General features: G+C 66.9%; 26 protein-coding genes. 14 read left to right on the top strand and 12 right to left on the bottom strand.

Annotated elements, in window-relative coordinates; genetic code table 11:
* The first annotated feature begins 6 nt into the window (after positions 1 to 6).
* Together BLV94_RS22870 and dmpG are read left to right on the top strand one after the other, a co-directional pair.
* Positions 7 to 909: an acetaldehyde dehydrogenase (acetylating) gene (locus BLV94_RS22870; RefSeq protein ID WP_072939364.1), complete on the top strand. Its 903-nt coding sequence runs from the start codon at positions 7 to 9 to the stop codon at positions 907 to 909.
* The gene (gene dmpG / locus BLV94_RS22865) at positions 906 to 1967 is read left to right on the top strand and encodes a 4-hydroxy-2-oxovalerate aldolase (protein WP_072939362.1); all 1062 of its coding nucleotides are present in this window, start codon (positions 906 to 908) and stop codon (positions 1965 to 1967) included. The genes BLV94_RS22870 and dmpG overlap by 4 nt, the downstream gene beginning before the upstream one ends.
* A gap of 28 nt (positions 1968 to 1995) precedes the next feature.
* Here the strand turns inward: dmpG and BLV94_RS22860 are convergent, their stop codons facing one another.
* From BLV94_RS22860 to BLV94_RS22850, 3 genes are all read right to left on the bottom strand, one after another.
* The gene (locus BLV94_RS22860; protein WP_072939361.1) at positions 1996 to 2373 is read right to left on the bottom strand and encodes a VOC family protein; all 378 of its coding nucleotides are present in this window, start codon (positions 2371 to 2373) and stop codon (positions 1996 to 1998) included.
* A gap of 139 nt (positions 2374 to 2512) precedes the next feature.
* A complete protein-coding gene (locus BLV94_RS22855) occupies positions 2513 to 2860 on the bottom strand; it encodes a hypothetical protein (RefSeq protein WP_072939359.1) in 348 nt (115 codons plus the stop codon).
* Positions 2861 to 2862: 2 nt separating this feature from the next.
* Positions 2863 to 4095 carry a 3-ketosteroid-9-alpha-monooxygenase, oxygenase component gene (locus BLV94_RS22850; protein ID WP_072939357.1) on the bottom strand — a complete coding sequence of 411 codons (1233 nt, stop codon included), beginning with the start codon at positions 4093 to 4095 and terminating at the stop codon, positions 2863 to 2865.
* Between the two features lie 190 nt (positions 4096 to 4285).
* Between BLV94_RS22850 and hsaA the strand changes: the two genes are divergently transcribed.
* The 4 genes from hsaA to hsaB are packed head-to-tail and all read left to right on the top strand — an operon-like array spanning position 4286 to position 7834.
* On the top strand, positions 4286 to 5461 hold the full coding sequence (gene hsaA, locus BLV94_RS22845) for a 3-hydroxy-9,10-secoandrosta-1,3,5(10)-triene-9,17-dione monooxygenase oxygenase subunit (protein WP_072939355.1): 1176 nt from the start codon (positions 4286 to 4288) through the stop codon (positions 5459 to 5461).
* Positions 5462 to 5469: 8 nt separating this feature from the next.
* Positions 5470 to 6348 carry a 4,5:9,10-diseco-3-hydroxy-5,9,17-trioxoandrosta-1(10),2-diene-4-oate hydrolase gene (gene hsaD / locus BLV94_RS22840; RefSeq protein WP_072939353.1) on the top strand — a complete coding sequence of 293 codons (879 nt, stop codon included), beginning with the start codon at positions 5470 to 5472 and terminating at the stop codon, positions 6346 to 6348.
* The gene (gene hsaC / locus BLV94_RS22835; protein WP_072939352.1) at positions 6348 to 7250 is read left to right on the top strand and encodes an iron-dependent extradiol dioxygenase HsaC; all 903 of its coding nucleotides are present in this window, start codon (positions 6348 to 6350) and stop codon (positions 7248 to 7250) included. The genes hsaD and hsaC overlap by 1 nt, the downstream gene beginning before the upstream one ends.
* Positions 7247 to 7834, top strand: coding sequence for a 3-hydroxy-9,10-secoandrosta-1,3,5(10)-triene-9,17-dione monooxygenase reductase subunit (gene hsaB, locus BLV94_RS22830; protein WP_072939349.1), 588 nt, complete (start codon positions 7247 to 7249; stop codon positions 7832 to 7834). The genes hsaC and hsaB overlap by 4 nt, the downstream gene beginning before the upstream one ends.
* Before the next feature lie 4 nt (positions 7835 to 7838).
* Here hsaB and BLV94_RS22825 read toward each other — a convergent pair whose 3' ends face one another.
* Entirely contained in the window at positions 7839 to 9287 is a 1449-nt protein-coding gene (locus tag BLV94_RS22825; RefSeq protein ID WP_072939346.1) for an NAD-dependent succinate-semialdehyde dehydrogenase, read from the bottom strand.
* Between the two features lie 115 nt (positions 9288 to 9402).
* Between BLV94_RS22825 and BLV94_RS22820 the strand changes: the two genes are divergently transcribed.
* From BLV94_RS22820 to BLV94_RS22810, 3 genes are all read left to right on the top strand, one after another.
* Complete coding sequence (locus tag BLV94_RS22820) at positions 9403 to 10644, top strand: aspartate aminotransferase family protein (RefSeq protein ID WP_072939343.1); 1242 nt, start codon at positions 9403 to 9405, stop codon at positions 10642 to 10644.
* A gap of 68 nt (positions 10645 to 10712) precedes the next feature.
* Positions 10713 to 11207 (top strand): DUF3830 family protein, encoded by a 495-nt coding sequence (locus tag BLV94_RS22815; protein ID WP_012691631.1) that lies wholly within the window; start codon positions 10713 to 10715, stop codon positions 11205 to 11207.
* Between the two features lie 89 nt (positions 11208 to 11296).
* Positions 11297 to 12118 (top strand): PhzF family phenazine biosynthesis protein, encoded by an 822-nt coding sequence (locus tag BLV94_RS22810; protein ID WP_072939340.1) that lies wholly within the window; start codon positions 11297 to 11299, stop codon positions 12116 to 12118.
* Here BLV94_RS22810 and BLV94_RS22805 read toward each other — a convergent pair.
* On the bottom strand, positions 12115 to 13281 hold the full coding sequence (locus BLV94_RS22805; protein WP_072939337.1) for an iron-containing alcohol dehydrogenase: 1167 nt from the start codon (positions 13279 to 13281) through the stop codon (positions 12115 to 12117). The genes BLV94_RS22810 and BLV94_RS22805 overlap by 4 nt on opposite strands.
* Before the next feature lie 12 nt (positions 13282 to 13293).
* The gene (locus tag BLV94_RS22800) at positions 13294 to 14784 is read right to left on the bottom strand and encodes a CoA-acylating methylmalonate-semialdehyde dehydrogenase (protein WP_072939335.1); all 1491 of its coding nucleotides are present in this window, start codon (positions 14782 to 14784) and stop codon (positions 13294 to 13296) included.
* A gap of 110 nt (positions 14785 to 14894) precedes the next feature.
* Between BLV94_RS22800 and BLV94_RS22795 the strand changes: the two genes are divergently transcribed.
* Positions 14895 to 15788 (top strand): LysR family transcriptional regulator, encoded by an 894-nt coding sequence (locus BLV94_RS22795; RefSeq protein WP_072939332.1) that lies wholly within the window; start codon positions 14895 to 14897, stop codon positions 15786 to 15788.
* A 1-nt stretch (position 15789) separates the two neighbouring features.
* Here the strand turns inward: BLV94_RS22795 and BLV94_RS22790 are convergent, their stop codons facing one another.
* From BLV94_RS22790 to BLV94_RS22770, 5 genes are all read right to left on the bottom strand, one after another.
* A complete protein-coding gene (locus BLV94_RS22790) occupies positions 15790 to 16854 on the bottom strand; it encodes a LacI family DNA-binding transcriptional regulator (RefSeq protein ID WP_072939329.1) in 1065 nt (354 codons plus the stop codon).
* Between the two features lie 310 nt (positions 16855 to 17164).
* Positions 17165 to 18145 (bottom strand): NAD(P)H-dependent flavin oxidoreductase, encoded by a 981-nt coding sequence (locus tag BLV94_RS22785; RefSeq protein WP_072939327.1) that lies wholly within the window; start codon positions 18143 to 18145, stop codon positions 17165 to 17167.
* 27 nt (positions 18146 to 18172) lie between these two features.
* Positions 18173 to 18970, bottom strand: a complete 798-nt coding sequence (locus BLV94_RS22780; protein ID WP_244163647.1) for an amidohydrolase family protein — start codon at positions 18968 to 18970, stop codon at positions 18173 to 18175.
* Positions 18971 to 19021: 51 nt separating this feature from the next.
* Positions 19022 to 20380: an MFS transporter gene (locus BLV94_RS22775; protein WP_072939324.1), complete on the bottom strand. Its 1359-nt coding sequence runs from the start codon at positions 20378 to 20380 to the stop codon at positions 19022 to 19024.
* 185 nt (positions 20381 to 20565) lie between these two features.
* Complete coding sequence (locus tag BLV94_RS22770) at positions 20566 to 21420, bottom strand: helix-turn-helix transcriptional regulator (RefSeq protein WP_072939569.1); 855 nt, start codon at positions 21418 to 21420, stop codon at positions 20566 to 20568.
* 167 nt (positions 21421 to 21587) lie between these two features.
* Between BLV94_RS22770 and BLV94_RS22765 the strand changes: the two genes are divergently transcribed.
* Genes BLV94_RS22765 through BLV94_RS22755 form a run of 3 tightly spaced genes read left to right on the top strand, consistent with a single transcriptional unit; the run spans position 21588 to position 25046 of the window.
* Entirely contained in the window at positions 21588 to 23204 is a 1617-nt protein-coding gene (locus BLV94_RS22765) for an AMP-binding protein (protein WP_072939321.1), read from the top strand.
* A gap of 55 nt (positions 23205 to 23259) precedes the next feature.
* Positions 23260 to 24042 carry an enoyl-CoA hydratase/isomerase family protein gene (locus BLV94_RS22760; RefSeq protein WP_072939567.1) on the top strand — a complete coding sequence of 261 codons (783 nt, stop codon included), beginning with the start codon at positions 23260 to 23262 and terminating at the stop codon, positions 24040 to 24042.
* A 5-nt stretch (positions 24043 to 24047) separates the two neighbouring features.
* Positions 24048 to 25046: an MBL fold metallo-hydrolase gene (locus BLV94_RS22755; protein WP_072939565.1), complete on the top strand. Its 999-nt coding sequence runs from the start codon at positions 24048 to 24050 to the stop codon at positions 25044 to 25046.
* 10 nt (positions 25047 to 25056) lie between these two features.
* On the opposite strand, the gene BLV94_RS22750 is transcribed toward BLV94_RS22755, so the two are convergent.
* On the bottom strand, positions 25057 to 25677 hold the full coding sequence (locus BLV94_RS22750) for a LysE family translocator (protein ID WP_072939319.1): 621 nt from the start codon (positions 25675 to 25677) through the stop codon (positions 25057 to 25059).
* A gap of 134 nt (positions 25678 to 25811) precedes the next feature.
* Between BLV94_RS22750 and BLV94_RS22745 the strand changes: the two genes are divergently transcribed.
* Positions 25812 to 26264, top strand: coding sequence for an Lrp/AsnC family transcriptional regulator (locus BLV94_RS22745; RefSeq protein WP_072939316.1), 453 nt, complete (start codon positions 25812 to 25814; stop codon positions 26262 to 26264).
* Positions 26265 to 26436: the final 172 nt, after the last annotated feature.

The raw sequence follows: 26436 nt of genomic DNA, 5'->3' as shown, positions 1-26436 counted from the left end.
TTGTTCATGACCAAGGCAAGTGTGGCGATCGTCGGCTCGGGCAACATCAGCACCGACCTGCTCTACAAGCTGCAGCGATCCGAGTGGCTCGAACCCCGCTGGATGATCGGGATCGACCCCGAGAGCGAGGGTCTGGCACGGGCCCGCACGATGGGGCTGGAGACGTCCGCGGACGGCGTCGACTGGTTGCTGAACCAGCCGGAGAAACCCGACCTCGTCTTCGAGGCCACGTCGGCGTACGTGCACCGTGAGGCCGCACCACGGTATGAGGCCGCGGGAATCCGCGCCATCGATCTCACCCCCGCCGCCGTCGGACCGGCCGTGGTCCCGCCCGCCAACCTGCGCGAACACCTCGGCGCACCCAACGTCAACATGATCACGTGCGGCGGGCAGGCCACGATCCCGATCGTGTACGCCGTCTCCCGCGTCGTCGACGTGCCCTACGCCGAGATCGTCGCTTCGGTGGCGTCCGTCTCCGCGGGCCCGGGCACCCGCGCCAACATCGACGAGTTCACCAAGACCACCAGCCGCGGCATCGAGACCATCGGCGGAGCGCAGCGCGGCAAGGCCATCATCATCCTCAACCCCGCCGACCCGCCGATGATCATGCGCGACACGATCTTCTGCGCGATCCCCGAGGACGCCGACCGCGCCGCCATCACCGATTCCATCCACCGCGTCGTCGCGGACATCCAGCAGTACGTCCCCGGCTACCGGCTACTGAACGAACCCCAGTTCGACGACCCGAGCGTCGTGTCGGGCGGGCAGGCGACGGTCACGACGTTCGTCGAGGTCGAGGGTGCAGGCGACTTCCTGCCGCCGTACGCGGGCAACCTCGACATCATGACCGCGGCGGCAACCAAGGTGGGCGAGGAGATCGCCCAGAAGCTCCTGAGTGTGGAGGCATGAGCACGATGGTCCATTTCGACCCCAGCTGGGACATCCGCGTCACCGACACCTCCCTGCGGGACGGTTCGCACCACAAGCGGCACCAGTTCACCGGTGACGAGGTCCGGGCCATCGTCGGTGCCCTCGATGGCGCCGGGGTCCCCGTCATCGAGGTGACCCACGGCGACGGACTCGGTGGGTCCTCGTTCAACTACGGGTTCTCCAAGGTGCCCGAGCAGGAACTCATCTCGATTGCCGTCGAGACGGCGAAGAACGCGAAGATCGCGTTCCTGATGCTGCCCGGGCTCGGCATCAAGGACGACATCATCGTCGCCCAGGACAACGGCGCGTCGATCTGCCGCATCGCCACGCACTGCACCGAGGCCGACGTGTCCGTCCAGCACTTCGGGCTGGCCCGCGACCGCGGACTCGAGACCGTCGGCTTCCTGATGATGGCGCATTCCATCCCACCGGAGAAGCTCGCCGAGCAGGCCCGCATCATGGCCGACGCCGGCTGCCAGTGCGTGTATGTCGTCGACTCCGCGGGCGCCCTCGTGCTCGAGCAGGTGTCGGACCGCGTCGAGGCGCTGGTGCAGGAACTCGGCTCCGACGCACAGGTCGGCTTTCACGGTCACGAGAACCTCGGCCTCGGCGTGGCCAACTCGATCGCCGCGATCAGGGCGGGCGCCAAGCAGATCGACGGCAGCACAAGACGATTCGGTGCCGGCGCCGGAAACGCGCCGGTCGAGGCGATCGTCGGGGTGTGCGACAAGATCGGTGTCAAGACGGGCATCGACTTCTTCGCCATCGCCGACGCCGCCGAGGACGTGGTGCGTCCCGCGATGCCCGCCGAATGCCTCCTCGACCGGCAGGCCCTGATGATGGGGTACGCGGGCGTCTATTCGAGCTTCCTCAAGCACGCCGAACGCCAGGCCGAGCGGTACGGCGTCTCGTCCGCCGAACTCCTCGTCCGCGCGGGCAAACGCAAACTCGTCGGCGGCCAGGAAGACCAGCTCATCGACATTGCGCTCGAACTGCAGCGCGAGAATGCGGCTGCGCCGCCCGTGAGTACTTCTTAACGTCCGGCGGTTAACAAGTACTCACGGGTCAGCGGGCGGTCTCCCACAGCCCGACGACGTTGCCCTCGGAATCGGTGAAGTACGCGGCGAAACCCATGTTCCCGACGGGTGTTCTGCCGGTGACGGTCTTCCCTCCGAGGGATTCGATCCGTTCGAGGGCGGATTCGATGCTCTCGACGTCGACGGTGACCACGGGGGAAGTCACCTCCCCGCGCTGCATCATGCCGCCGTTGATGTAGCCGGGCTCGTCGGGCATGCCGCTCTCGCCGACGGGTCCGGTGGTGACCATGCTGTATTCCATGTCAGGGATCTCGGCGATGACCCACCCGAATGCGTCCCGATAGAACGCTCGTGCGCGGTCACCGTCGTCGAAGGGGATCTCGAAGTGCACGATTCGGCCTGTCATGGCACGCCTCCGCGGTTCGGCTGACGCCGCCGCGTCCGACGGCACATTCCAGCGTAAGCGCCCGATGTGACATTCGTGCAGCTCCTGACTGCACGAATGTCACATCGGGCGATCTACCCGGGCGCGCAGGCGCCGGCGACTATTCGACTCGATCTCGCACGTCGATGAACCCCTCCATCACCGCGTGATCGATGCTGTCCCACAGCCGCGGGCACCCTTCCCGGAGCGCGGTGGACTTTCCCTCGCCGGCGGCGTCCCGGAAGGTCGGGCACGTCTTCGCGGGGTCGTCCGTCCACTGGACGCTCGTGTGCTCGAGGCTGTTCTTGCGCACCAGCACACAGGTTCCGCACGTACGGCACTCGACTTCGTTCATGCCGTCGTCGAGGTAGCTGGCCTTGTCGGCCACCGTCTGCGCATGAATGGCCTCGAGCCGGGCAGGCTGCCCGGCGAAGTCGGGAGCTTTGGCCCATTCGGTCGAGGCACTCATGATCAGACCTGCGCTTCCCTGCTGTCGGACCCCTCGGCAGTCGTCTTCTCGGACCCCTCGGCAGTCGTATTCTCGGACCCCTCGGCAGTCGTCTTCTCGGACCCCTCGGAGGCCTCACGTTCGGCCTTCTGCCGGGCCAGGTTCTCGTCGACCTCGTGCTGCCAGGCCTCGTTGGCCTTGGTGGTGTCGACCTCGAACTCGAAGCGCTGCGTCATCTTGTCGGTGACGTCGGCGACGTCGACGTAGAACTGGTCGTACCAGCGTCGCAGCTGGTAGACCGGACCGTCTTCGTCGCAGAGCAGGGGATTGTCGATCTTGGTCTTGTTCTTCCAGATCTCGACGTCCTGCAGGAAGCCCTCGGCGATGCCCTCGGTGAACTTCGCGGCCAGTTTGTCGGCCGTCACGTCGTCGATGCCGGCGGGTTTCTTGACGGTGACGCCGTACTGGAGCACGAACGAATTGTTCGTCACCGGATAGTGGCAGTTGATGAGAACGCTCTCGACCTCGTACCCGCCGTAGCTGTTCCACAGTGGATTGATCATGTAGGACGGGCCGTAGTACGCGGCCTCGGAGCGCAGCAGCGATTCCATGCCGTATTGCGTCGCCATCCCGACGTCGGGACGGCCCTTCGTGTTGAGGTACTGCGTCGCGACGTGGCCTTCGAAGACGTTCTTGAAATACGTCGGGAACGCGTAGTGGATGTAGAAGAAGTGCGCCATGTCGACCACGTTGTCGATGATCTCGCGGCAGTTGGAGCCCTCGATCAGCATTGAGTTCCAGGTCCAGTCGGTCCAGTCGTCGCTGTAGGCGCCCTCGATGCGGGGGATGGTGACGTTCTCCGGCGGGGGGTTGCCCTCCGGGTCGTTCCAGACGAACAGCTGACCGTTCTGCTCGAGCGTGATCCATGCCCGGGTGCGGGCGATCGGGGGAACCCGGCGTGCGTAGGGAATGCTGGTGCACTTGCCGTTGCCGCCCCAGCGCCAGTCGTGGAACGGGCAGGCCACGGAATCGCCCTTCACGGTGCCCTGCGACAGGTCTCCGCCCATGTGCCGGCAGTACGCGTCCAGAACCTTCAGTTCGCCCTTGCTGTCGGCGAAGACGACGAGCTTGGTGCCGAATGCCTCGATCGAATGCGGTTTGCCGTCCTTGAACGTCTTGGTCAAACCGAGGCAGTGCCAACCACGCGCGAAGCGCGTCTGGACCGTGCCCACATCGATCTCGCGAATCTGCGCCATTGTGCCCTCACATCCCTTCATGCTGTTAGTAGAACACGTTATAGAACTTCGACACGATCCGCCAGATTTTCGGGGGCTTTCTTCCAGACCTGGGCCCTCAAGCAGCGCCTTTGCCGGTATCTCGACATAAATGGGAACGTGTTCTAATCTCAGAAGACAAGTGAACCATCGAACGAGACAGGAGCGTCCTGTGGGTGACCATGACAGTCACGAGGTGATGCAGCGGCTCGACGCACTACTGCCGACGCTGCGAGAGCGGGCGCAGGAGACCGAGGATCTCCGTCGTATCCCCGACGATTCCATGAAGGCGCTCCAGGAGACCGGATTCTTCCGGTTGCTCCAGCCCGAACAGTGGGGTGGTTACCAGGCGGATCCGGTGCTGTTCTACTCCGCGGTGCGGAAGATCGCGAGCGCGTGCGGTTCCACCGGCTGGGTCTCGTCGATCATCGGTGTCCACAACTGGCACCTCGCGCTGTTCTCTCAGCAGGCGCAGGAGGACGTGTGGGGCAACGACACCGACGTTCGCATCTCGTCGTCGTACGCGCCGATGGGCGCAGGCCAGGTCGTCGACGGCGGATACACGGTCAACGGCGCGTGGGCCTGGTCGTCCGGCTGTGATCACGCCACCTGGGCGGTGCTCGGCGGTCCCGTCATCAAGGACGGCCGCCCCGTCGACTTCGTCAGCTTCCTGATCCCCCGCGAGGACTACCGGATCGACGACGTGTGGAACGTGGTCGGGCTCCGCGGAACCGGCAGCAACACGGTGGTGGTCGAGGACGTGTTCGTCCCGCGGCACCGCGTCCTCAGCTTCAAGGCGATGAGCACTCTCACCGCGCCCGGGCTCGAGCGTAACACCGCGCCCGTTTACAAGATGCCCTGGGGAACAATCCATCCCACCACCATCTCCGCGCCGATCGTCGGGATGGCCTACGGCGCCTACGACGCCCACGTCGAGCACCAGGGCAAGCGCGTCCGAGCAGCGTTCGCCGGCGAGAAGGCGAAGGACGACCCGTTCGCGAAGGTCCGCATCGCCGAGGCCTCGAGTGACATCGACGCCGCGTGGCGCCAGTTGTCGGGCAACGTCGCCGACGAGTACGCGCTGCTCGTCGCCGGTGAGGAAGTGCCGTTCGAGCTGCGACTGCGGGCGCGCCGCGACCAGGTGCGCGCCACCGGCCGCGCCATTTCGTCCATCGACAAACTGTTCGAGAGCTCGGGGGCCACCGCGCTGGCCAACGGTACACCGCTGCAACGGTTCTGGCGGGATGCGCACGCCGGACGCGTCCACGCGGCCAACGATCCCGAGCGTGCCTACGTCATGTACGGCACAGGCGAATTCGGTTTGCCCATCACCGACACGATGGTCTAGGAGAACACGTGACGACGACCGAAGAAGCCCTCACGTTCGAGTCCACCTCGAAGTTCGCCCAGGTGCGGCCTGACCTGACGTTGCACTACCACGAGGCCGGCGTCGGCAACGACACCACGATCGTGCTGCTGCACGGTGGCGGTCCGGGTGCGTCGTCGTGGTCGAACTTCGCCAGGAACATCCCGGTTCTCGCCGAGAAGTTCCATGTGCTCGCCGTCGATCAGCCGGGGTATGGGTTGTCGGACAAGCCGACCGAGCACCCGCAGTACTTCGTGCACAGTGCGTCCGCGCTGAAGGACCTGCTCGACACCCTCGGCATCGGCGGACGCGTCCACCTGCTCGGGAACTCCCTCGGTGGCGGTGCCGCAGTGCGTTTCGCGCTGGACTACCCGGACCGCGCAGGCCGGCTGGTGCTCATGGGGCCGGGCGGGCTGAGCGTCAACCTGTTCGCCCCGGATCCGACCGAGGGCGTGAAGAACCTCGGCAGGTTCGGCTACCAGCCCACCCGCGAGAACCTCGAGGCGTTCCTGCGCATCATGGTGTTCGATCAGAAGCTGATCACCGACGAGCTGATCGACGAACGGTTCGCGGCCGCGAGCACCCCCGAGTCGCTCGCCGCGGCGAAGGCGATGGGAAAGTCGTTCTCCTCGGCCGATTTCGAACTGGGCATGCTCTGGCGCGACGCCTACAAGCTGCGCCAACGGGTGCTGCTGATCTGGGGCCGTGAAGACCGGGTCAACCCGCTCGACGGTGCGCTGGTGGCGCTGAAGATGATCCCGCGGGCGCAGTTGCACGTCTTCGGCGGGTGCGGACACTGGGCGCAGCTGGAGAAGTTCGACGAGTTCAACCGTCTGGCAACCGATTTCCTCCTGGACGGGGGTAAGTGATGAGTATTCGTTCACTGGCGTACATGCGCATCGAGGCCACCGACATGGCCGCGTGGCGCGAATACGGCCTCAAGGTGCTCGGCATGGTCGAGGGCAAGGGCTCCGACCCGGACGCCCTGTATCTGCGGATGGACGACTTCCCGGCTCGTCTCGTGATCTTCCCAGGGGAGCACGACCGGCTGTCGGTGTCGGGCTGGGAGACGGCGAATGCGGCGGAGCTGCAGGAGGTTCGCGACAACCTGTCGGCGGCCGGCGTCGCGTTCAAGGAGGGCACGGCAGAACAACTGCAGGACCGCAGGGTCGACGAGCTGATCACGTTCGAGGACCCGTCCGGCAACACGCTCGAGGCGTTCCACGGCGCGGCCCTCGAACATCGGCGGGTGGTCAGCCCGTACGGGCACAAGTTCGTCACCGGAGAGCAGGGTCTCGGGCACGTCGTCCTCTCGACGACGGACGACGAGGCGTCGCTGCACTTCTACCGCGACGTGCTCGGCTTCCGCCTGCGCGACTCGATGCGGCTGCCCCCGCAGATGGTCGGGCGGCCCGCGGACGGCAAACCGGCGTGGTTGCGGTTCTTCGGCTGCAATCCGCGGCACCACAGCCTCGCGTTCCTGCCGATGCCCACGCCCAGTGGCATCGTGCACCTCATGATCGAGGTCGAGAACTCCGACGACGTCGGGCTGTGCCTCGACCGCGCACTCCGCAAGAAGGTCAAGATGTCGGCCACGCTCGGCCGTCACGTCAACGACCTGATGCTGTCCTTCTACATGAAGACCCCCGGCGGCTTCGACGTCGAATTCGGTTGCGAGGGACGTCAGGTGGAGGACGAGAGCTGGATCGCGAGGGAGAGCACGGCCGTCAGCCTGTGGGGTCACGACTTCAGCGTCGGAATGCAGCCGTGAGCGAGGTGACCGGGGACGGGGCCGTCGCGGCCGAGGCGATCGATCCGCGACGGTTCCGGACGGTGCTCGGCCAGTTCTGCACCGGCGTCACCGTCATCACGACGATCGACGACGGCGTGCCGGTGGGGTTCGCGTGCCAGTCGTTCGCCGCGCTGTCGCTCGAACCCCCGCTCGTGTTGTTCTGCCCAACGAAGACGTCGCGGTCGTGGGCGTCGATCGAGCGCAGTGGCATCTTCTGCGTCAACGTGCTTGCAGAAGAACAACAGTCGACGTGCGCCCGCTTCGGTTCCCGCGATCCGGACAAGTTCGCCGGGATCGACTGGACGGCGTCGCCGCTGGGCTCACCGATCCTCACCGGTTCGCTCGCCCACATCGACTGCTCGCTCGAGAGCGTGCACGACGGCGGCGACCACTGGGTCGCGTTCGGCCGGGTCTCCTCCCTGAGCGAGATCAGGGAGGAGCGACCGCTGCTGTTCTACCGCGGGCAGTACACCGGCATCGAACCGGACAAGACGGTGCCTGCGCCGTGGCGCGACGACCTCGAGGCGTTCCTCACGACGTCCTCGGAAGACACCTGGCTCTAGATTTCTAGATGGCGACACCGATGTATTTGGTCTCGAGGAATTCGTCGATGCCGGTGGTCCCGCCCTCGCGCCCGAGCCCGGATTCCTTGACGCCACCGAACGGCGCGGCCGGGTTCGACACCACACCCTGGTTGAGCCCGACCATGCCCGACTCCAGCGCCTCGCACACGCGGATGCCGCGCTTGAGGCTCTCGGTGTACACGTAGGCCACCAGCCCGTACGGAGTGTCGTTGGCCCGCTCGACGGCCTCGGCCTCAGTCTCGAACGTACTGATCGCGGCGACCGGGCCGAAGATCTCGTTGTGGCACATCTCGGCGTCGTCGGGCACGCCCGTCAGCACCGTCGCCGGGTAGAAGTTGCCCGGGCGGTCGAGTGCCTCGCCTCCGGTGAGTACGGTGGCGCCGCGGTCGATCGCATCCGCGACGAGGCTGCTCACCTTGGCGACGGCGGCCTCGTCGATCAGCGGTCCGACGACGACGCCGTCTTCGGTGCCACGCCCGACGGGCAGCGCCTCCATCCGCGGCGTGAGCTTGCGGGTGAATTCCTCGGCGACCGAACTGTGCACGAGGATACGGTTGGCGGCCGTGCAGGCCTGGCCGATGTTGCGCATCTTCGCGGCCATCGCCCCGTCGACGGCGTCGTCGAGATTCGCGTCGTCGAACACGAGGAACGGCGCATTGCCGCCGAGTTCCATGGACGTGCGCATGACCGTGCGGGCGCACAGTTCGAGTAGATGCTTCCCGACCTTGGTCGAACCGGTGAACGACAGCTTGCGGGCCCGGCCGTCGAGGATGAGGGGAGTGATGACCTCGTCGGGGCTGGACGTGGTGACGACGTTGACGACGCCGTCCGGCAGCCCGGCCTCGGTGAGGATGTCGGCGAGCGCCAGGATCGACAGCGGCGTCTGGGCGGCCGGTTTGATGACGGACGTGCATCCGGCGGCGATCGCGGGCCCGATCTTGCGGGTGCCCATCGCCATCGGGAAGTTCCACGGGGTGATGAGCAGGCTCGGCCCGACGGGCTGTTTGGTGATGAGGAATCGCGATCCGCCGCCCGGCGCCGTCGTGTAGCCGCCGTCGATGCGGACGGCTTCCTCGGCGAACCAGCGGAAGAACTCTGCGGCATAGGCGATTTCACCACGGGCCTCGGTGAGCGGCTTGCCCATCTCGAGTGTCATGACGAGCGCGAGCCGGTCGACGTTCTCGAGCAGCAGACGGTGCGCGTTCATGAGGATGGTGCTGCGTTCGCGGGGCGTGGTGGCCGCCCACGACGGTTGCGCGGCCACCGCGGCGTCGAGTGCCTCGCGGGCCTCCGCGGCGTCGGCGTCGGCGACCGTGCACAGGAGTTGTCCGGTGGATGGGTCGTGGACCGGCATGGTGTGCGCACTGTCGCGCCACTTGCCGCCGATGAACAGGCCGGTCTGCACCGATCCGATTGCTGCGTCCTCGAGCATGATTTTTCCCCGTTCTCCGTTGCCGTAGGGACGGTCCCCATGTTATACAGATTGTCAACAATCTGACAATGCACTTGCCGACATTCGAAGGCATCAACGCGTGGGAGGGTTACCCGTGACTCGGCTATCTCCACTGCTCGCTCAGGCCACACCCGTGACGGTCGATCACGGTGAAGGTTGTTACCTCTACGGCACCGACGGCCGCCGCTATCTCGACTTCACCGCGGGCATCGGCGTCACCAGTACCGGGCACTGCCACCCGCACGTCGTCGAGGCCGCCCGCAGGCAGGTCGGCTCCCTGATCCACGGCCAATACACCACGGTCATGCACCAGCCGATGCTCGAACTGGTCGACCGCCTGGGGTCGGTGCTGCCCGAAGGACTCGACTCGCTGTTCTTCGCGAACTCCGGAAGCGAGGCCGTGGAGGCGTCGCTGCGACTGTCGCGGCAGGCGACCGGCAGGCCCAACGTGATCGTCTTCCACGGCGGATTCCACGGACGCACCGTCGCGACGGCGACGATGACCACGTCCGGCACCCGGTTCTCGGCCGGCTTCAGCCCGCTGATGGGCGGCGTGCACGTGGCACCGTTCCCCAACGCGTACCGCTACGGCTGGTCCGAGGAGGAAGCCACCGCGTTCGCGCTCAAGGAACTCGACTACATCTTCGCGACGCTCACCGCGCCGAACGAGACGGCCGCGTTCGTCGTCGAACCGGTGCTCGGCGAGGGCGGGTACGTGCCCGGCAACACCGCGTTCTTCCAGGGGCTCCGTGAGCGCGCGGACCGCTACGGCATCCTGCTCGTCATCGACGAGATCCAGACCGGGTTCGGTCGCACCGGCAAGTTCTTCGGGCACCAGCACTTCGACGTCCGCCCCGACATCATCACCATCGCCAAGGGTCTGGCCAGCGGCTTCCCGCTGTCGGGCATCGCGGCGTCCGAGGAGCTGATGTCCAAGGGCTGGCCGGGGTCGCAGGGCGGAACGTACGGCGGCAACGCGGTGTCCTGCGCGGCCGCGATCGCGACACTCGAGGTCATCGAGAAGGAAGACCTCGTCGCCAACGCCGCCGCCCGAGGCGCGCAGTTGCTCGACGGTGCCCGCCGGAAGGCCATCGACGCGATCGGCGACGTCCGCGGCCTCGGGCTGCTCGTGGGCAGCGAGTTCACTGCCGGCGACGGCACCGCAGACCGTGCGAAAGCGGCTGCGGCGCAGCAACTGGCAGCGAAGAAGGGGTTGCTGCTGTTGACCTGCGGCGCCCACATGAACGTGGTACGGATGATTCCACCGCTCATCGTGACGGCAGACCAGATCGAGGACGCCCTGAAGATCTGGTCCGAGGTACTCGACGAAGTGTGACCAGCACCCGTGAGTACTTGTTAACCGCGGGCGGTTAAGAAGTACTCACGGGCTCCGAAGGAGGACCTGTGGCTCGCTACATCACCATCACCCTGGACAAGCGCGGCGTGACGTGCCGCGCCCGGCTTCTCGACGAGGACGCACCACTCACGTGCGACGCCGTCTGGGACGTCCTTCCACAGAGCGGCGACGCGTATCACGCCAAGTACGCGCGCAACGAGGTGTACACGCTGATCCCGCGGATCACGGCGGCACCGCGGCGGGAAAATCCCACCGTCACACCGATTCCCGGTGACGTATGCCTGTTCGACTTCGAGCCGTGGGAGATCGGCAACTCCGCCTACGGGTACGAACCGGGCTCCGAGGCGCACGCCGCGCAGGGCGCCACCGACCTCGCGATCTTCTACGGCCGCAACAACCTGCTGCTCAACGGCGACGTCGGCTGGGTGCCCGGCAATGTGTTCGCCGCCATCGAGGAGGGTCTGCCGGAGCTGGCGGCCGCGTGCAACGACCTGTGGATGCGCGGCGTCGAGGGCGAGACGATGAGCTTCGCGCGGGCCTGACGTCGGGGGACCGCTCGAGGCGGGGACCGGTCCAGAGTGTCCGGGATGGCCCTCGACGACCGTCGGGGCATCCGCCACCATCGGACGTTATGAAGCTGGACATCCATCAGATCGACGCATTCGCCGCCGGACCGTTCGAGGGCAACCCGGCGGCGATCATGCCGCTGACCGACTGGCTGGACGATGCGGTTCTCCAGCAACTGGCCGAAGAGAACAATCTGTCCGAGACGGCGTTCTACACCGCCCGCCTTCCCTCGGACGCGACGCCTCAGGACCCGGCACATCCGGCGTATCACCTGCGGTGGTTCACTCCGGCCGTCGAGGTGGACCTGTGCGGCCACGCGACGCTCGCCGCCGCCGCGCAGATCTTCGAGGACGTGCACGCGGACGCCGATCGCATCCAGTTCTGGACGCGCAGCGGCTGGCTGCACGTCGACCGCGGACCGGACGCGACCCTGGTGATGGATTTCCCCGCCGAGGCGCCGGTGCAGACCGCCGCCGATCCCCGGGTCGTCGCAGCGCTCGGCATCCCGGTGCGGGAGTGCCTGAAGGCCACCGATCTCGTGTTCGTCGCGGAATCCGAACACGACATCGCGTCGATGACCCCCGACTTCGCCGTGATCAGTCCGCTGAAGGTGCGCGGCGTCGTCGTCACCGCATCATCGGACGCGGACGGGGTCGATTTCGTGTCGCGATGGTTCGGTGCCGCGGCCGGCGTGAAGGAAGACCCGGTGACCGGGTCCGCGCACTCGCAGATCGCGCCGTACTGGGCTGCCACGCTGGGGCGTGGCAGCCTCGTCGGACGGCAACTGTCGGCGCGCGGCGGAACCGTTCACTGCGACGTGCGCGGCGACCGCGTCCACCTGTCCGGGGCCTACCGGCGGTACCTCAGGGGCACCGTCGAGTTCTAGCGCTGGCTGAAGACCTCCGAATACAGTGTCTCGATCTGCTCGGCGGTGGGCGCGACCGGGTTGTTGCCGGGTGACCCGGACGCCAGCGCCTGCTCTGCCATCAACGGAATGAGGCCGTCCCAGGCGTCGCGATCGATCCCGTATTCGAGCGGGGTCGGCACCTTCAGATCGTGACAGAGCGTGCTCAGTGTCTCGACGAGGAACTGCGCGGCCACGGAATCGCCGGCCGATTCCGACGCGGCGCCGAACGCCCGCGCGCAGTCGGCGTAGCGGCTCTCCGCGCCCTGCACGGAGAACGCCGTGATCGCGGGAAGCAGCATCGCGTTCGACAGTCCGTGTGCGACATGGAAATGCGCACCGATCGGCCTGCTCATCCCGTGGACCAGCGCCACGCTCGAGTTGGAGAACGCCATGCCGGCCTGCATGGACGCGACCATCATCGCTTCCCGCGCGGTGCGGTCTTCGCCGTCCGCGTAGGCCGTGCCGATGTGCTTGCCGATGGTGCGGATCGCGGCGAGAGCGAGTCCGTCGGTGAACGGCTGGGCCTTCTTACTGACGTACGCCTCGATCGCATGGGTGAGCGCGTCGATTCCGGTGTCGGCGGTCAGTCGCGGCGGCATCGACATCGTGAGTTCGAAATCCACGATCGCGGCGATCGGCAGGAACGACAGCCCCGGACACAGCATCTTCTCGTCGGAGGCGCTATCGCTGATGACGGTGAACTGTGTCGCTTCGGAGCCGCTGCCTGCGGTGGTCGGGATCGCGATGATCGGCAGCGCCTTCCCGGTGTACACGTGCGGTGCCTTGTACGAGCGCATCTCGCCGCCGTTCGCGGACAGCACGGCCAGCGCCTTTGCGGTGTCCATCGGACTGCCGCCGCCGAATCCGATCACCGAATCCGCCCGGTGTTCGGCGACGATCCTCAGCCCGTCCGCCAGGGAATCGGTGGTGGGGTCGGGCACCGTGCCGTCGAACAGGGCGGGGTCCTTGCCTGCCGACCTGAGGAGGGCCATCACCCGGTCGGCCGCGCCGGTGCCGACGAGGTAGGAGTCGGTGACGAGAACCGGTCTCTGCAGACCCAATTGGTCGACGACCGAGCCGATCTCGTCGACTGCTCCGGCCCCGATCCGGGCGAACCGGGGGAGTGAGAGGTGTGCGCTCATGGGAGAGGTTCCTTATGCGTTCTGGGGGAATCCGAGGTTGAGGCCGCCGTGGCTGGGGTCGAGCCAGCGGGTGGTGACGACCTTGCCGCGGGTGAAGAAGTGGACGCCTTCGGTGCCGTGGGCGTGGGTGTCGCCGAACAGGGAGTTCTTCCAGCCCCCGAAGCTGTAGTAGGCCATCGGGACGGGGATGGGGACGTTGATGCCGACCATGCCGACCTCGACCTCGTTCTGGAATCGGCGGGCGGCGCCGCCGTCGTTGGTGAAGATGGCGGTGCCGTTGCCGAACGGGCTGGAGTTCACCAGTTCGAGGGCTTCGTCGTAGGAGTCGACGCGGATGACGGACAGGACGGGTCCGAAGATTTCGTCGGTGTAGACGGACATGTCGGTGGTGACGTGGTCGATGAGGGTGGGGCCGAGCCAGAATCCGTCCTCGCCGCCGTCGGGCTGCACCTGCCGGCCGTCGACGACGATGGTGGCCCCGTCGTTTTCGCCGGCGTCGATGTAGGAGGCGACCTTGTCGCGGTGCACCTTCGTCACCAGCGGTCCCATGTCGGAATCGCGGGTGCCGTCACCGGTCTTGAGGGTGTTGGTGCGTTCGGTGATTTTCGCGACCAGTTCGTCGGCGATGTCGCCGACGGCGACGAGGGCGGAGATGGCCATGCACCGTTCGCCGGCGGATCCGAAGCCGGCGTTGACCATGGCGTCGGCGGCGAGGTCGAGGTCGGCGTCCGGGAGGACGATGGCGTGGTTCTTCGCGCCACCCAAGGCTTGGACGCGTTTGCCGTGGGCGGTGCCGGTGGCGTAGACGTACTGGGCGATGGGGGTGGAGCCGACGAAGCTGATGGCCTTGATTGCGGGGTTGGTGAGGAGTTCGTCGACGGAGGTCTTGTCGCCCTGCAGGACGTTGAAGACCCCGGCGGGGAGTCCGGCTTCGGCCCAGAGTTCGGCCATCCAGATGGCGGCGGTGGGGTCCTTCTCGGACGGCTTCAACACCACCGTGTTACCGGCGGCGATGGCGATGGGGAAGAACCACATCGGGACCATGGCGGGGAAGTTGAAGGGGGAGATGATGCCGACGGGGCCGACGGGTTGGCGGAGGGAGGAGACGTCGACGTTGGTGGAGGCGTTTTCGGTCATGCCGCCTTTGAGCAGGTGGGCGATGCCGCAGGCGAATTCGACGACCTCCTGGCCGCGGGAGACTTCGCCGAGGGCGTCGGAGACGACCTTGCCGTGTTCGGAGGTGATGATCTCGGCGAGTTCGCCCTTGCGCTGGTTGAGTAGTTCGCGGAATGTGAAGATGATCTGGGTGCGCTTGGCCAGGGAGGTGTCGCGCCAGGCGGGGAAGGCGGCGGCTGCGGCGTCGATGACGGCGCGGGCGTCCTCGACGCTGGCGAGGGCGACCTGTCCGGTGACGGCGCCGGTGGCCGGGTTGGTGACGGGGGCGGTGTTACCGCTGGTGCCGGGGAAGGTCTTGTTGTCGAACCAATGGGAGATGACGGCCATGGGATGTACTCCTGGAAAGGTGGGGTGACCACGAGTCTGCTGGGCAACAATGCCTGCGTCAACGAGTAAAATGGCACTTCGGACTGCAGATTTGCACGAGGGTGAGGGTGATGTTTACCGCAGACAACATGCGTTACCTCCTGGAGTTGTCGAGAACCGGCCGCCTCGCCGACGCGGCGAAGCGACTCGGTGTCGATCACACGACCGTCTCGCGGAAAATCACCCGACTCGAGAAGGACACGGGCACCAGGCTTTTCGACCGCGGGGTGTCGGGATGGCAGCTCACCGAAGCGGGCAGGCGGCTGGTTCCCCACGCCGAGGCGGTGGAGACCGCGGTCCTCGCCGCACTCGACGAGACGTCGTCGCGGGGCGGGCTGACCGGCACCGTCCGGATCATCACGCCCGACGGTTTCGGGTCGTTCGTGCTGGTGCCGGGTCTCGCGGCGGTGCGGTCCGAGCACCCCGATCTGTTCACCGAACTCGTCACGTCGACCACCCACGACCTACTGACCGGGCGCGACTTCGACATCGCCGTCACCCTCGAACGACCGTCGCCGCGGTCCGTCGTGGTCCGCAAACTGGCGGAGTACGACCTCCGCCTGTACGCGTCACGGCACTACCTGAGCGAGCACGACCCCATCACGGCCCTCGAGGATTTACGCCATCACACGCTGATCTGGTACGTGGACGCGTTCCTCGACGTCGAACCGCTGCGCATCCTCGACGCGCTGATCCCGGATTTCCAAGCGCAGATCCAGACCAACAACATCGCCGGCCACTACCAGGCGGTGAAGCACGGCGTCGGGATCGCGCCACTGCCGAGTTACATCGGGGCGCTCGACGAGGACCTCGTGCCGATCCTCACCGACGACTTCATCGCCCACCGCACCTACTGGCTGGTCGTGCCGCGGGAACTGACCCGCCTGGCCCGGGTCAAGGCGATCACCGAGGCACTCTACTCCATCGTCGACGACAATCCCGAACTACGCGGCGCAACAGGTTAACTCATTGATCGGTGGGCGGGGGGCCGGCGCTCTCGCGGACGACGAGTTCGGTGGGCAGCGTGATTTCCCGACCCGCGCCGCCGCCGATGATGTCGAGCAGCAGTTGGGCGGCCTCGCGGCCCTTGTCGACGAGGGGTTGCCGAACCGTCGTGAGTCCCGCGGTGCGGGCCGCGGGAATGTCGTCGAAACCGACCACCGACAGATCCTCGGGCACCCGGAGGCCGCGTGCCTGGGCGACGTCGATCGCGGCAAGGGCCAGCAGGTCGGACGCTGCGACGACCGCGGTCACGGGTCCGGCGTCGAGCAGCGTCTCGACGGCGGTGCGGGACAACTCGTAGTCGAACCCGCCTGCTTCGACGACCACGGCAGACGACCACGGCACCCTGTGTTTCCGGCAGGCGGACGCGTAGCCGGCGAGTCGTTCCTTCATCACGTGGTCGCGGGCTGCCCGGGTGCGGGCGGCGTCGACACGCCCGCCCTTGCCGTCGGGCACGAGGCGGTCGACGAGAAACCCGACACGGCGGTGCCCGAGGGAGAGCACGTGCTCCGCGATTTCCTTGGCGGCCTGCCGATCCTGGATTCCGACCCGGGGCAGCCCGCCAGGATTCGGACCGTCGATCACGACGATCGGCAGCCGGCGGCTCATCGCCGTCTGCATTCCGGGGTGGCCCTCCGGCATCGCGTACGCGAGGAAGCCGTCCACCGCGCCGCGCACGAGTACCCCGGAGCCCTCCGCTACCCGGGTGGACTCGAGGGGGCAGGGCAGCAGCGTCAGCGCGACCTCGGCGAGTTCACCGACCTCCGAGATGCCCTTCAGCAGCTGTGAGGTGGCGGGATCGTCGAAGGCGTAGCGCAACGAGTCGGTGATCATCAGCCCCAGCGCACCGACCTGCCCGGTCCGGAGGTTGCGGCCCGCGGGGTTAGGGCCGGCGTAGCCGAGTTCCGCGGCCACCTGGAAGATGTGGGCGCGCCGCGCCGCGGACAGCTTGTGGGGCTGGTTGTACGCATACGAGACCGCGGCCTGGGACACGCCTGCCGCCCGGGCAACGTCGTGCATCGTGGTCACGAATGCCGATCCTCTCCGTCACGCGGTTACCCGGCCCAGCTTATCGGCCGGACCGCGCGCGTCTTCGGGGTGTCAGCTCGCCCTGGTGACGACGAGGTCACGTCGTCGTGCCCTGGATGAGACAACGCTCCGCGGCGCTGGTGAGCCCATCACCGCGTCCGGGTGACGGATCTGTTCGCGAAGTGATCACATATGTGGCCGGCGCGCTGCGGGCTCATCCGCGAAAACCGGACAACGCGGTCGGTACCCATGTCGACCGGACTGGATCACCGCCGCGCTGCCTGGTCAGGTGTCGCGTGAGAAGACCTGTTCAGCCGGCCAGTTGGTCGCGCAATGTTCGGGCGATGATGTGTTGTGCGTCTGTGAGGATCGAGTCGACTACCTCCTCGCAGCTGCCGATATCGTGAATCAGGCCCTGGGCCTGGCTTGCCCACCAGAGCCCGCCTTCGACGTCACCGTTGCCGTACACCTGCTCGCGGCCGCGGACACCGCTGGCGAGATGGGCGATGTCGCCGAAGCCGGCACCTGGGCGCCGGGACAGGTCGAGGATCTCTTCGGAGACCGAGTTGCGGGCAACGCGTGCGGAGTTGTGGAACTCGCGGAACACAATTCGGGTGTCGCGTTCGGTGTTCTGAACAATCTGCTGCTTGACGTTGTCGTGAATCGGGGCCTCGGTGGTCGCCATGAACCGGGTGCCCATGTTGACGGCGGAGGCGCCGAGCGCGAGGGCGGCGACGAGTCCGGCGCCGGTGGCGATTCCGCCGCTCGCGATGATCGGGATGGTCAGTGCCCGGGCCGCAGCGGGGATCAGCACGAGCCCGGGAACGTCGTCCTCACCGGGGTGCCCGGCGCACTCGAAGCCGTCGATGCTGATCGCGTCGACGCCGAGTTGCTCGGCCTTGACGGCGTGCCTCACCGAGACCGCCTTGTGGATCACCTTGACACCCGCGGCTTTGAAGGTGGGCAGGTGTGGGGTCGGGTTGCCCCCGGCGGTTTCGACGATGGTGATGCCGCTGTCGACGATGGCGTCGCGGTATTCGTCGTAGGGCACCGGCTGGATGGTCGGCAGGATGGTGAGGTTGACGCCGAACGGCTTGTCGGTGAGGTCGCGGCAGCGGGCGATCTCCTTGACCAGCGCCTCAGGGGTCGGTTGGGTCAGGGCGGTGAGGAATCCGAGCGCCCCGGCGTTGGCCACCGCGCTGATGAGGTCTGCGGTGCCGACGGCGGTCATGCCGCCGCACACGATGGGGTGCTCGATCCCGAAGGTCTCGGTGAAGGTGTTGGTGAACAAAGTGGTTCCTCGATGTGGGTTTGGTGGTCAGGACGGGAGGTCAAATGCGCGGATTGCGTTCTCGCGCAGAAACGCTGCACGCGTCTTTTCATCGAGCTCGAGCTTGTCCAACCCGGACAGGCAGTCGGGGGCCGGCCAGGCCGGGTGGTTGGAGCCGAACAGCACCTTGTTCCGGCCGTGCCCGCGGAGGTAGTCGACGATCTCCGCCGGGTAGCGGGAGGTCTTGTACGCGGAGGTGTCGATGTAGACGTTCGGGTACTTCGTGGCCAGCGAAATGGCTTCACCCGTCCACGGAACTCCGATGTGGCCGGCGATGATCCGTAGTTCGGGGAACTCGAGGGCCACGTGGTCGAGGTACGGGATCGGGCGGCCGGGTTCGGAGGGGCACAGCGGGCCGGTGTGCCCGATCTGCGTGCAGAAGGCGATGTCGAGGTCGCAGCACGCCGCGTACAGCGGGTAGTACCGGCGGTCGTCCGGAGGCAGGTCCCACAGCCACGGCAGGACCCGCAGGGCGCAGGCGCCGTACCCCTCGACGCATCGGCGCAGTTCTCGTACCGCCTCCATCGGCTGGTGGAGGTTGACGGAGGCGACCATCAGGAAGCGGTCCGGGTGGCGTTTGACGATGTCCCCGACCTCGTCGTTGCTGATCAGCGGTCCCGCGGGGGCGTGCCAGGCGCTGAGCAGGCCCAGTTCGACGCCGGCCTCGTCCATCCGGTCGATCGTCCACGACACCGGCGGTTCGGTTTCGGGGATGGTTCCCTTCGACCAGTGGCGCAGGGAGTCCAGGAACGGCATGTCGAGCCATCGCTGGGTCGGGTGCTGCATCCAAGTGTCGATTGTGTTGGTCAACATGCTGCCTCTCGAAGTGATTCCTTCTCAGGCGGTTTCGGGAATAGGGCGAGCCGCCCGACTGTTGCCGGTTCCGGTGTCCTCCATGGCGCGGTGCCGGGTTTCGGGCAGGGCGAGGGCACAGGCGAAGCTGAGGAGGCCGAACCCGGCGAGCATCCACCCGACGGCGGTGCTGCCGTATCGAGAGGTCAGTTCCGCGGCGAGCATGGGTGCGGTGCCGCCGCCGATGACGCCGGCGATCGCGTACGCCATACCGGCGCCGGTGTAGCGGTATTCGGTGTGGAACATCTCCGGGAGCAGTGCCCCCGCGGGACCGTAGGAGACGCCCATGATGACCAGGGCGAGGGCCAGGCCGGCGAGGAACGCGAGCGGGGAGCCGGTGTCGAGGAGGGGGAAGAGCACCAATCCTCCGGGGATGGCCACGATGCAGGAGGCGAGCACCAACTTGCGGCGGCCGATTCGGTCGGAGTAGATGGCGGACAGGATGATTGCCGCGCAGAAGACGGCGGCGGCCAGGAGTCCGAGGGACAGAACTGTGGTGCGGCTCAGGCCGAGGGTGGCGGTGCCGTACGAGGTGAGGTATGCGGTGCCGATGTAGAAGAACGCGAACATCATCGCCAGGGATCCGGCGGCAACGAGCAGCTCACGGGGCTGGTTCTTGAAGACCCCGAGGAGCGGGCCCGCGCCGGTGTGGCGAGTCTGGGTGGCCTGACGGGCGAACATCGGTGTCTCCTCCACCTTCAACCGGACATAAAGGCCGATGAGCACTAGGAGTGCGCTGGCGATAAAGGGGATCCGCCAGCCGTAGTCGAGGAACGCCTGCGAGGTTTCGCCGACGAAGACGTTGACCGCCAGGAAGGTGCCGTTGGACAGAGCGAAGGCCAGTGACGGTCCCAGCTGCGGGAATACCGCGTACAGGCCCCGTTTGCCGGTGGGGGCGTATTCGGTGGCCAGCAGGGTTGCCCCGGCCCATTCACCGCCGACGGCGAGGCCCTGCGCAATCCGCAGCGCAATCAGCGCGATCGGTGCGGCCACACCGATGGTGGCGGCACCGGGGAGCAGTCCGATGAGGACGGTGCTGATCCCCATCAGCAGCAGTGTGCTGACCAGAGTCTTCTTGCGGCCGATCCGGTCACCGAAGTGGCCGAAGATCGCGGCGCCGAGTGGCCGGGCGACGAACGCGACGGCGAACGTGGCGAAGGAGGCGACGGTGCCGGCGGCGGTGCCGAGGGCGGGGAAGAAGACCTTCGGGAAGACCAGTGCTGCCGCGGTGCCGTAGATGAAGAAGTCGTAGAACTCGATGGTGGTGCCGGTGCAACTGGCAATGGCGACGCGGCGCATCGGGGTGGTCGGTGGGCTCGTTACCGGGTCGACGGTTCGGGACATCTGAGATCTCCTGCTCGGTGGGCCCATCCGCCCGCTGGCGGAGGAGCTGAGGTACGACGAGCAGTGTGAGCGCCGTTACATCGGGTCCTACACCCCCCAAAGTGGGTTGCCCTCCCGGGCAGCTACTTTCGTGGGTACACGACGGACGTGCAGGGGCCGCGCTTCGTGCCTGTGGCGCGCCGGCGTCAGCGGAGGAGTCCGCGCTCGCGGGCGGCGAGGATTGCTTGGACGCGGTTGGTCGCGTGCAGTTTGCGCATGGCGCTCTTGAGGTAGGACTTGACGGTGTTGGGCAGCAGACCGAGGGCCTCGGCGACCTCACGGTTGCTCAGCCCGCGTGCGACGTGTTCGAGCACGTCGACCTCGCGGGGCCGCAGCAGCGTGGGGGGTTCCTGCGATCTGGCAGACCCCAGCACGGGCGCAAACCGGTTCCCCACGGCCTCCACTTTGGCGCGTAGGGTCTCGTCCTCGATCTGGTCGGCCAGGTTCGTCAGTTCCTGAGCGATGTCGTACAGGTCGGCGCGACTGAGCGTCGCCCGGTCGGCCTCGGCGGTGGTGCGCATGAGGCTCAGCCGTCGCCGCACTTCGTCCTCGACCGCGATGTCGCGTTCGAGCCGCCGGACCAGCGGGGTGAAGCTGTCGAACCAGCGGTCGCCCAGGCGCACATGGGTGCGGGCCGCCAGGTAGATCAGGATCCGGGGCGTGCGGTCGACGATGATCGGAAGCGCGGCCAGGGTCTCGATCGCTTCCGGTCGCACGGCGTGGTCGTAGACGTGGGTGATGCCTTGCGACGAGATGTAGTCGGCCACCGACACCGGGCGGGCGAGCATCAGCGCCTTGCCGCCGAGTCCCTCACCGTTGCGGACGACCAGGTTCACCGCCGAGCGGGTGCGGACCCCGGTCAGGTCGGTGATCTCCATCGCCGCTGCCCCGTGATGCACCGGCCCACCGAACACCATGTCCATTCCGGCGTGCTTTCGGAGAGTCTCCAGCGAGCGCGCGAGGATGCGCCGTTCGATCGGCGTATCGGTTTCGAATGACATGGTCACGTCGGCCTCCAACTAAACATCTGATCCCGAGGCTAGTGAGTGCCGTCACACCGTGGCAACGTCGTACCCACGAAGGTGGGTACGACATCCCCGACCTACCTTCGGGGGTCCCGCTCCGTTCGTTTCACGGGTCACATACCTCCCAGAACGGAGGAACACACATGGACATCAGGCTGAGTCATACCGTCGGTCCGACCGAGCGGCCGCTGCTCGAGATGACGATCGGCGACAACTTCGACCGGACCGCCTCGAGATTTCCCGAGCGCGAGGCTTTGGTCGACGTTCCCACGGGCCGGCGGTGGACGTACGCCGGTCTCCGCGCCGACGTCGATGCGCTGGCTTCTGCCCTGCTCGAGGAGGGGATCGTCCCCGGGGACAGGGTTGCGATCTGGGCCCCGAACTGCCCTGAATGGGTGCTGGTGCAGTTCGCGGCGGCGAAGGTGGGTGCCATCCTGGTGAACCTCAATCCCGCATACCGCTCCCACGAACTCGAATACGTCCTCACCCAGGCGGGGATCCGGCTGATGTTCGCGGTCCAGTCGTTCAAGACCTCCGACTACGAGGCGATGGTCGCAGAGGTTTCGCCCCGGTGCCCGGGGCTCGATCGGGTGGTAATTTTCGGCAGCGACGAGTGGGCGTCACTGTTGATCCGCGGAGATCAGGCCTCGTCCGAACGGCTCACCGAGGTGCAGGCCGTCCTGTCACCGGACGATCCGATCAACATCCAGTACACGTCGGGAACCACCGGGTCGCCGAAGGGTGTCACCCTCTCGCACCGCAACATCCTCAACAACGGGTTCTTCGTCGGCGAGCTGCTCGGCTACACCGAACTCGACCGGATCTGCGTGCCGGTGCCGTTCTACCACTGCTTCGGCATGGTCATGGGCAACCTCGGGGCCAGCACGCACGGCGCGTGTGTCGTCATTCCGTCACCGTCGTTCGATCCCGTCGCCACGCTGACGGCGTGTGCGCAGGAGCAATGCACCTCGGTATACGGAGTGCCGACGATGTTCATCAGCATGCTCGACGTCCCCGACTTCAGCTCATACGACCTCTCGTCGATACGCACCGGAGCCATGGCAGGCTCACCGTGCCCGGTGGAGATCATGAAGCAGGTCACGGCGTGGGCACCGGAAGTGGCGATCGCGTATGGAATGACCGAGACATCCCCGGCCTCCACCCAGACCTGGGTGGACGACTCCCTGGACCGGCGGGTGTCCACCGTCGGCCGCGCCCACCCGCACGTAGAGGTCAAGGTCGTCGATCCTGAGACCGGCGAGGCCGTGCCACGAGGACGGTCCGGTGAATTGTGTGTCCGCGGTTACTCGGTGATGCTCGGCTACTGGAACGAACCCGACAAGACCGCCAAGGCCATCGACACCGACGGCTGGATCCACAGCGGCGACCTCGCGGTCATGGACGAGGACGGGTTCGTCGCCATCACCGGACGGATCAAGGACATGGTGATCCGCGGCGGGGAGAACATCTACCCGCGGGAGATCGAGGAGTTCCTCTACACCCATCCCGACATCCTCGACGCCCAGGTGATCGGAGTTCCCGACGACAAGTTCGGGGAAGAGCTGATGGTCTGGCTGCGGCTACGCGAGGGCGCCGAGAAGATCGACGCCGACAACCTCCGGGAGTTCTGCACGGGCCGACTCACGCACTACAAGATCCCGCGCTACGTGCACTGCGTCGACGAGTTCCCCATGACCGTCAGTGGGAAGGTCCGCAAGGTCGAACTGCGCGAACAAGCTCTCCAGATCCTCGGGTTGTAGACCCGAACACGCCCATACTCGAACAACATTCACGACAAGCCAAACGGAGGACATGATGAGCTGGACAATCGAACGACGCGGTCGCGTCGCCGTCGTCACGATGAACACCAACCCGGTCAACGCGCAGAACCGCGCCTTCTTCGCCGACCTGCACGACGCCTTCGATCGACTCGAACGCGACCACCCACAGTCGCCGGTGGTGCTGACCGGCACCGGCACCCGATTCTCCGCCGGCCTGGACCTGGCCGAGCACTTCCGGCTCTTCGCCGGCGACGAGGCAGCAGTCGCATCCTGGTTCCAGGACTATCGGGCAACCAATATCCGGTTGTTCACCTACCCGAGACCGACGGTGGCCGCGGTGAACGGGCACGCCTTCGCCGGAGGTCTCATCACCGCCGCCGTGTGCGATCGCACGGTCGCCGCCGCCGGCGAGGCCCGGTTCGGAATCAACGAGGTCAACATCGGGATCCCGATGCCGGCGGTATATCTGCGGATGCTGGCGTACGCCTGGGGGCAGCCGGTGGCATCGCGGACCTGCCTGCAGGGGGAGATCTTCTCCGTGCACGAGGCACACGAAATGGGGATTCTGCACGAGGTGGTGCCAGCCGAGGAACTACTTGACCGGGCCGTCGCCCTCGCCGAGTTGACCCCCGAGGACTGCATCGACAACTACGCCTATACCAAGCAAGCCTTGCAGGCCCCGACCCTGCGTGACATCGCGGACTTGTCCGACCCACTGGACCGGAAGGAACTGGCCGCCGGCATGACGAGCGAGCCGTCCCGGCGTGCCCACCGCCGGTACTGGGAACAGCTCAAGGGCCGCCCCGCCGACTGGTGACCGGAGTGGACACCAATGGCGCAGAACGGTTGCCCGACTGGGTGATCTGGCAGCAGCGGCCTTTCCCTGATGCCAACCTACTGCTGATCGACGGGCGGGAAGCGGCGCTCGTCGACAGCGGCTTCGTCGGACACGCGCAGCAGACAGCCGACTGGGTGCGGGCACACAGCGACAACCTCACCCGAGTCGTGAACACGCACTGGCACGCCGACCATGTCGGAGGCAATGCGCTGCTCCAGGCGAGGGGCGCCGGCATTGCGGCCAGCGCCCCGGACGCCGACGCCGTCGCGCGTCGCGACCCGGGCTGCTGTCTCGCGGAGTACCTCGACCAGCCGGTCGCTCCCTACACCGTCGACGAGCCGGTCGACGACGGGCACGTGCTCCGGCTCGGTGACGCCGACTGGGAGGTGGTCCGCACCCCCGGCCACACCCCGGGCCACTTGGCGTTGTGGCAGCCTGAGGAACGGCTACTGGTTGTGGGAGATGCGTTGTCGGACTACGACGTCGGCTGGGTCAACAGTGCCCTCGACGGCCCCGACGCGGCACACGCGGCCCTGCAGTCGCTCCACCGGCTGACCGACCTGCAGCCGCGGGTGCTGCTGCCCGGGCACGGACCGATTCCCGCCGACCCCGGCGCGGCGTTGGCCAGTGCACGGCGCCGGGCGCGACGCCTCGTCGACGACCCGGACGGCGCAGTATGGTACGGAATTCGGCGAATCTTCGCCTTCGCATTGATGATTCGTGACGGAATCTCCGCCGACGAGGTCGAGCCCTACCTGCATGCCCGTGCTTGGCTCGTCGACGCAGCCCGGCTGCTGCGCCTCACCCCCGAGGCGCTTGCCGCCGAACTGGTCGAGACGATGGTGCGCGGTGGTGCCGTGGTTGTTCGGAACACGCGACTGCATGCGGCGGCCGAGCACACCCCGGTCACGCCGGAAACGCTGCCGGTGTCCTTCCCCCGGGAATGGCAGTCCCCGGCACCCACAGGTCCAGCGCGGCCGTGAAGAACGAGCCCTATCCGACCACCCGCTCGACCAGCAGCACGGCCCCGATTCCGATCATCGCAGCCCCGGACACCCAGGTCACCACCCGCGCTGCGGCGGGGCGGGTGCGCAGCACCACCCGCGCACCTGCCCCCACCCCGGTGTAGATCACGGCGCAGCTGGCCGTGTGTACCAAACCGAGCAGCACAATCTGCAGCGCGAGCGGCCACCGCGCGCCCGCGTCGGTGAACTGCGGCAGCAGAGCCAGGAACAGCAGGAACACCTTCGGGTTCAGCCCGCTGATCCCCAGGCCCTTGACGGCCTGCCGTACCCACGATTCGGGTGCCTGCTCGGGACCGGCCTGCGGCGGCGCCGAAGGTTTTGCGAGCGTCGTGATCCCCAGCCACACCAAGTACGCCGCCCCGACCCCGGTCAACGCGGTCAGCACCAAGGGCGAGCGGGAAACCAGCGCGGCGACGCCGGCCGCCACCACCGCGGTCATCACCAGGTGCCCCGACAACAGACCGCCGATCGCCGGCACCACGGTGCGATGCCGCAACCCCGCCGCGATCGCGTACGCCCAATCCGCGCCAGGCGTCAGCACGAACAGAAAAGAAACCGCCCAGAACGCGGCAACGGTACCGATCGCCATAATCTCCCTAGTCCTTCACTCTCGCGGAACACCAGAACGCCCAGCGGTTCCGATAAGAAAGACTAGAAATAATGGAGGAGAAAGTGTTGCCAAAGATTCCCTGAACACCCCACATTTGGGGAAGAATCTTCCGGATGGACAGCGTTGACAGGAAAATCCTTGCTGAACTCCAGCAAGATGGTCGACTCACCCTCACCGAACTCGCCGACCGGGTCCGCCTCAGCATCTCGCCCTGCCACCGGAGGCTGCGCGCACTGGAGAGCTCCGGCGCGATCACTGGTTACCGCGCGCAGCTCGACGCCCACGCGCTGGGACTCACATTCGAGGCGCTCGTCTTCGTCACCATGCGCGCTGCCGACCGCGACACCATCGAGGCATTCGAACAGGCCGTAGCTGCCATTCCCCATGTCCTGCAGGCTCAACGGCTGTTCGGCGACCCCGACTACCTTCTGCGGGTCATCACCCGCGACCTCCCAGGCTTCCAGGCGCTCTACGACGAAAGCCTCGCCACCCTCCCCGGCGTCCAGCGCCTCAGCTCCACCCTCGTCATGAAGAGCGTGGCCGACAACCGGCCCCTGCCCCTGTGAGGGCCGGGAGAGTTCAGTGGGGCGCGGGGGCTGGACTGCTCACGGCCGGCAGGCGAAATCTGACGCTCGGCACGACCTCCTCGAGCGTAAGTGGTGTAGCGCTACACCGTCCCCGCCGACGCGCCTCGCGAGAACCCGCGCGGCGGTGTTCGGCGAACGCGGAATCGGCCGA

Source organism: Rhodococcus koreensis (assembly GCF_900105905.1).
In the GTDB taxonomy this organism is placed as follows: Bacteria; Actinomycetota; Actinomycetes; order Mycobacteriales; family Mycobacteriaceae; genus Rhodococcus_F; species Rhodococcus_F koreensis.
Note: the sequence above shows the minus strand (reverse complement) of the source record. Positions and strands in the feature narration are given on the sequence as shown.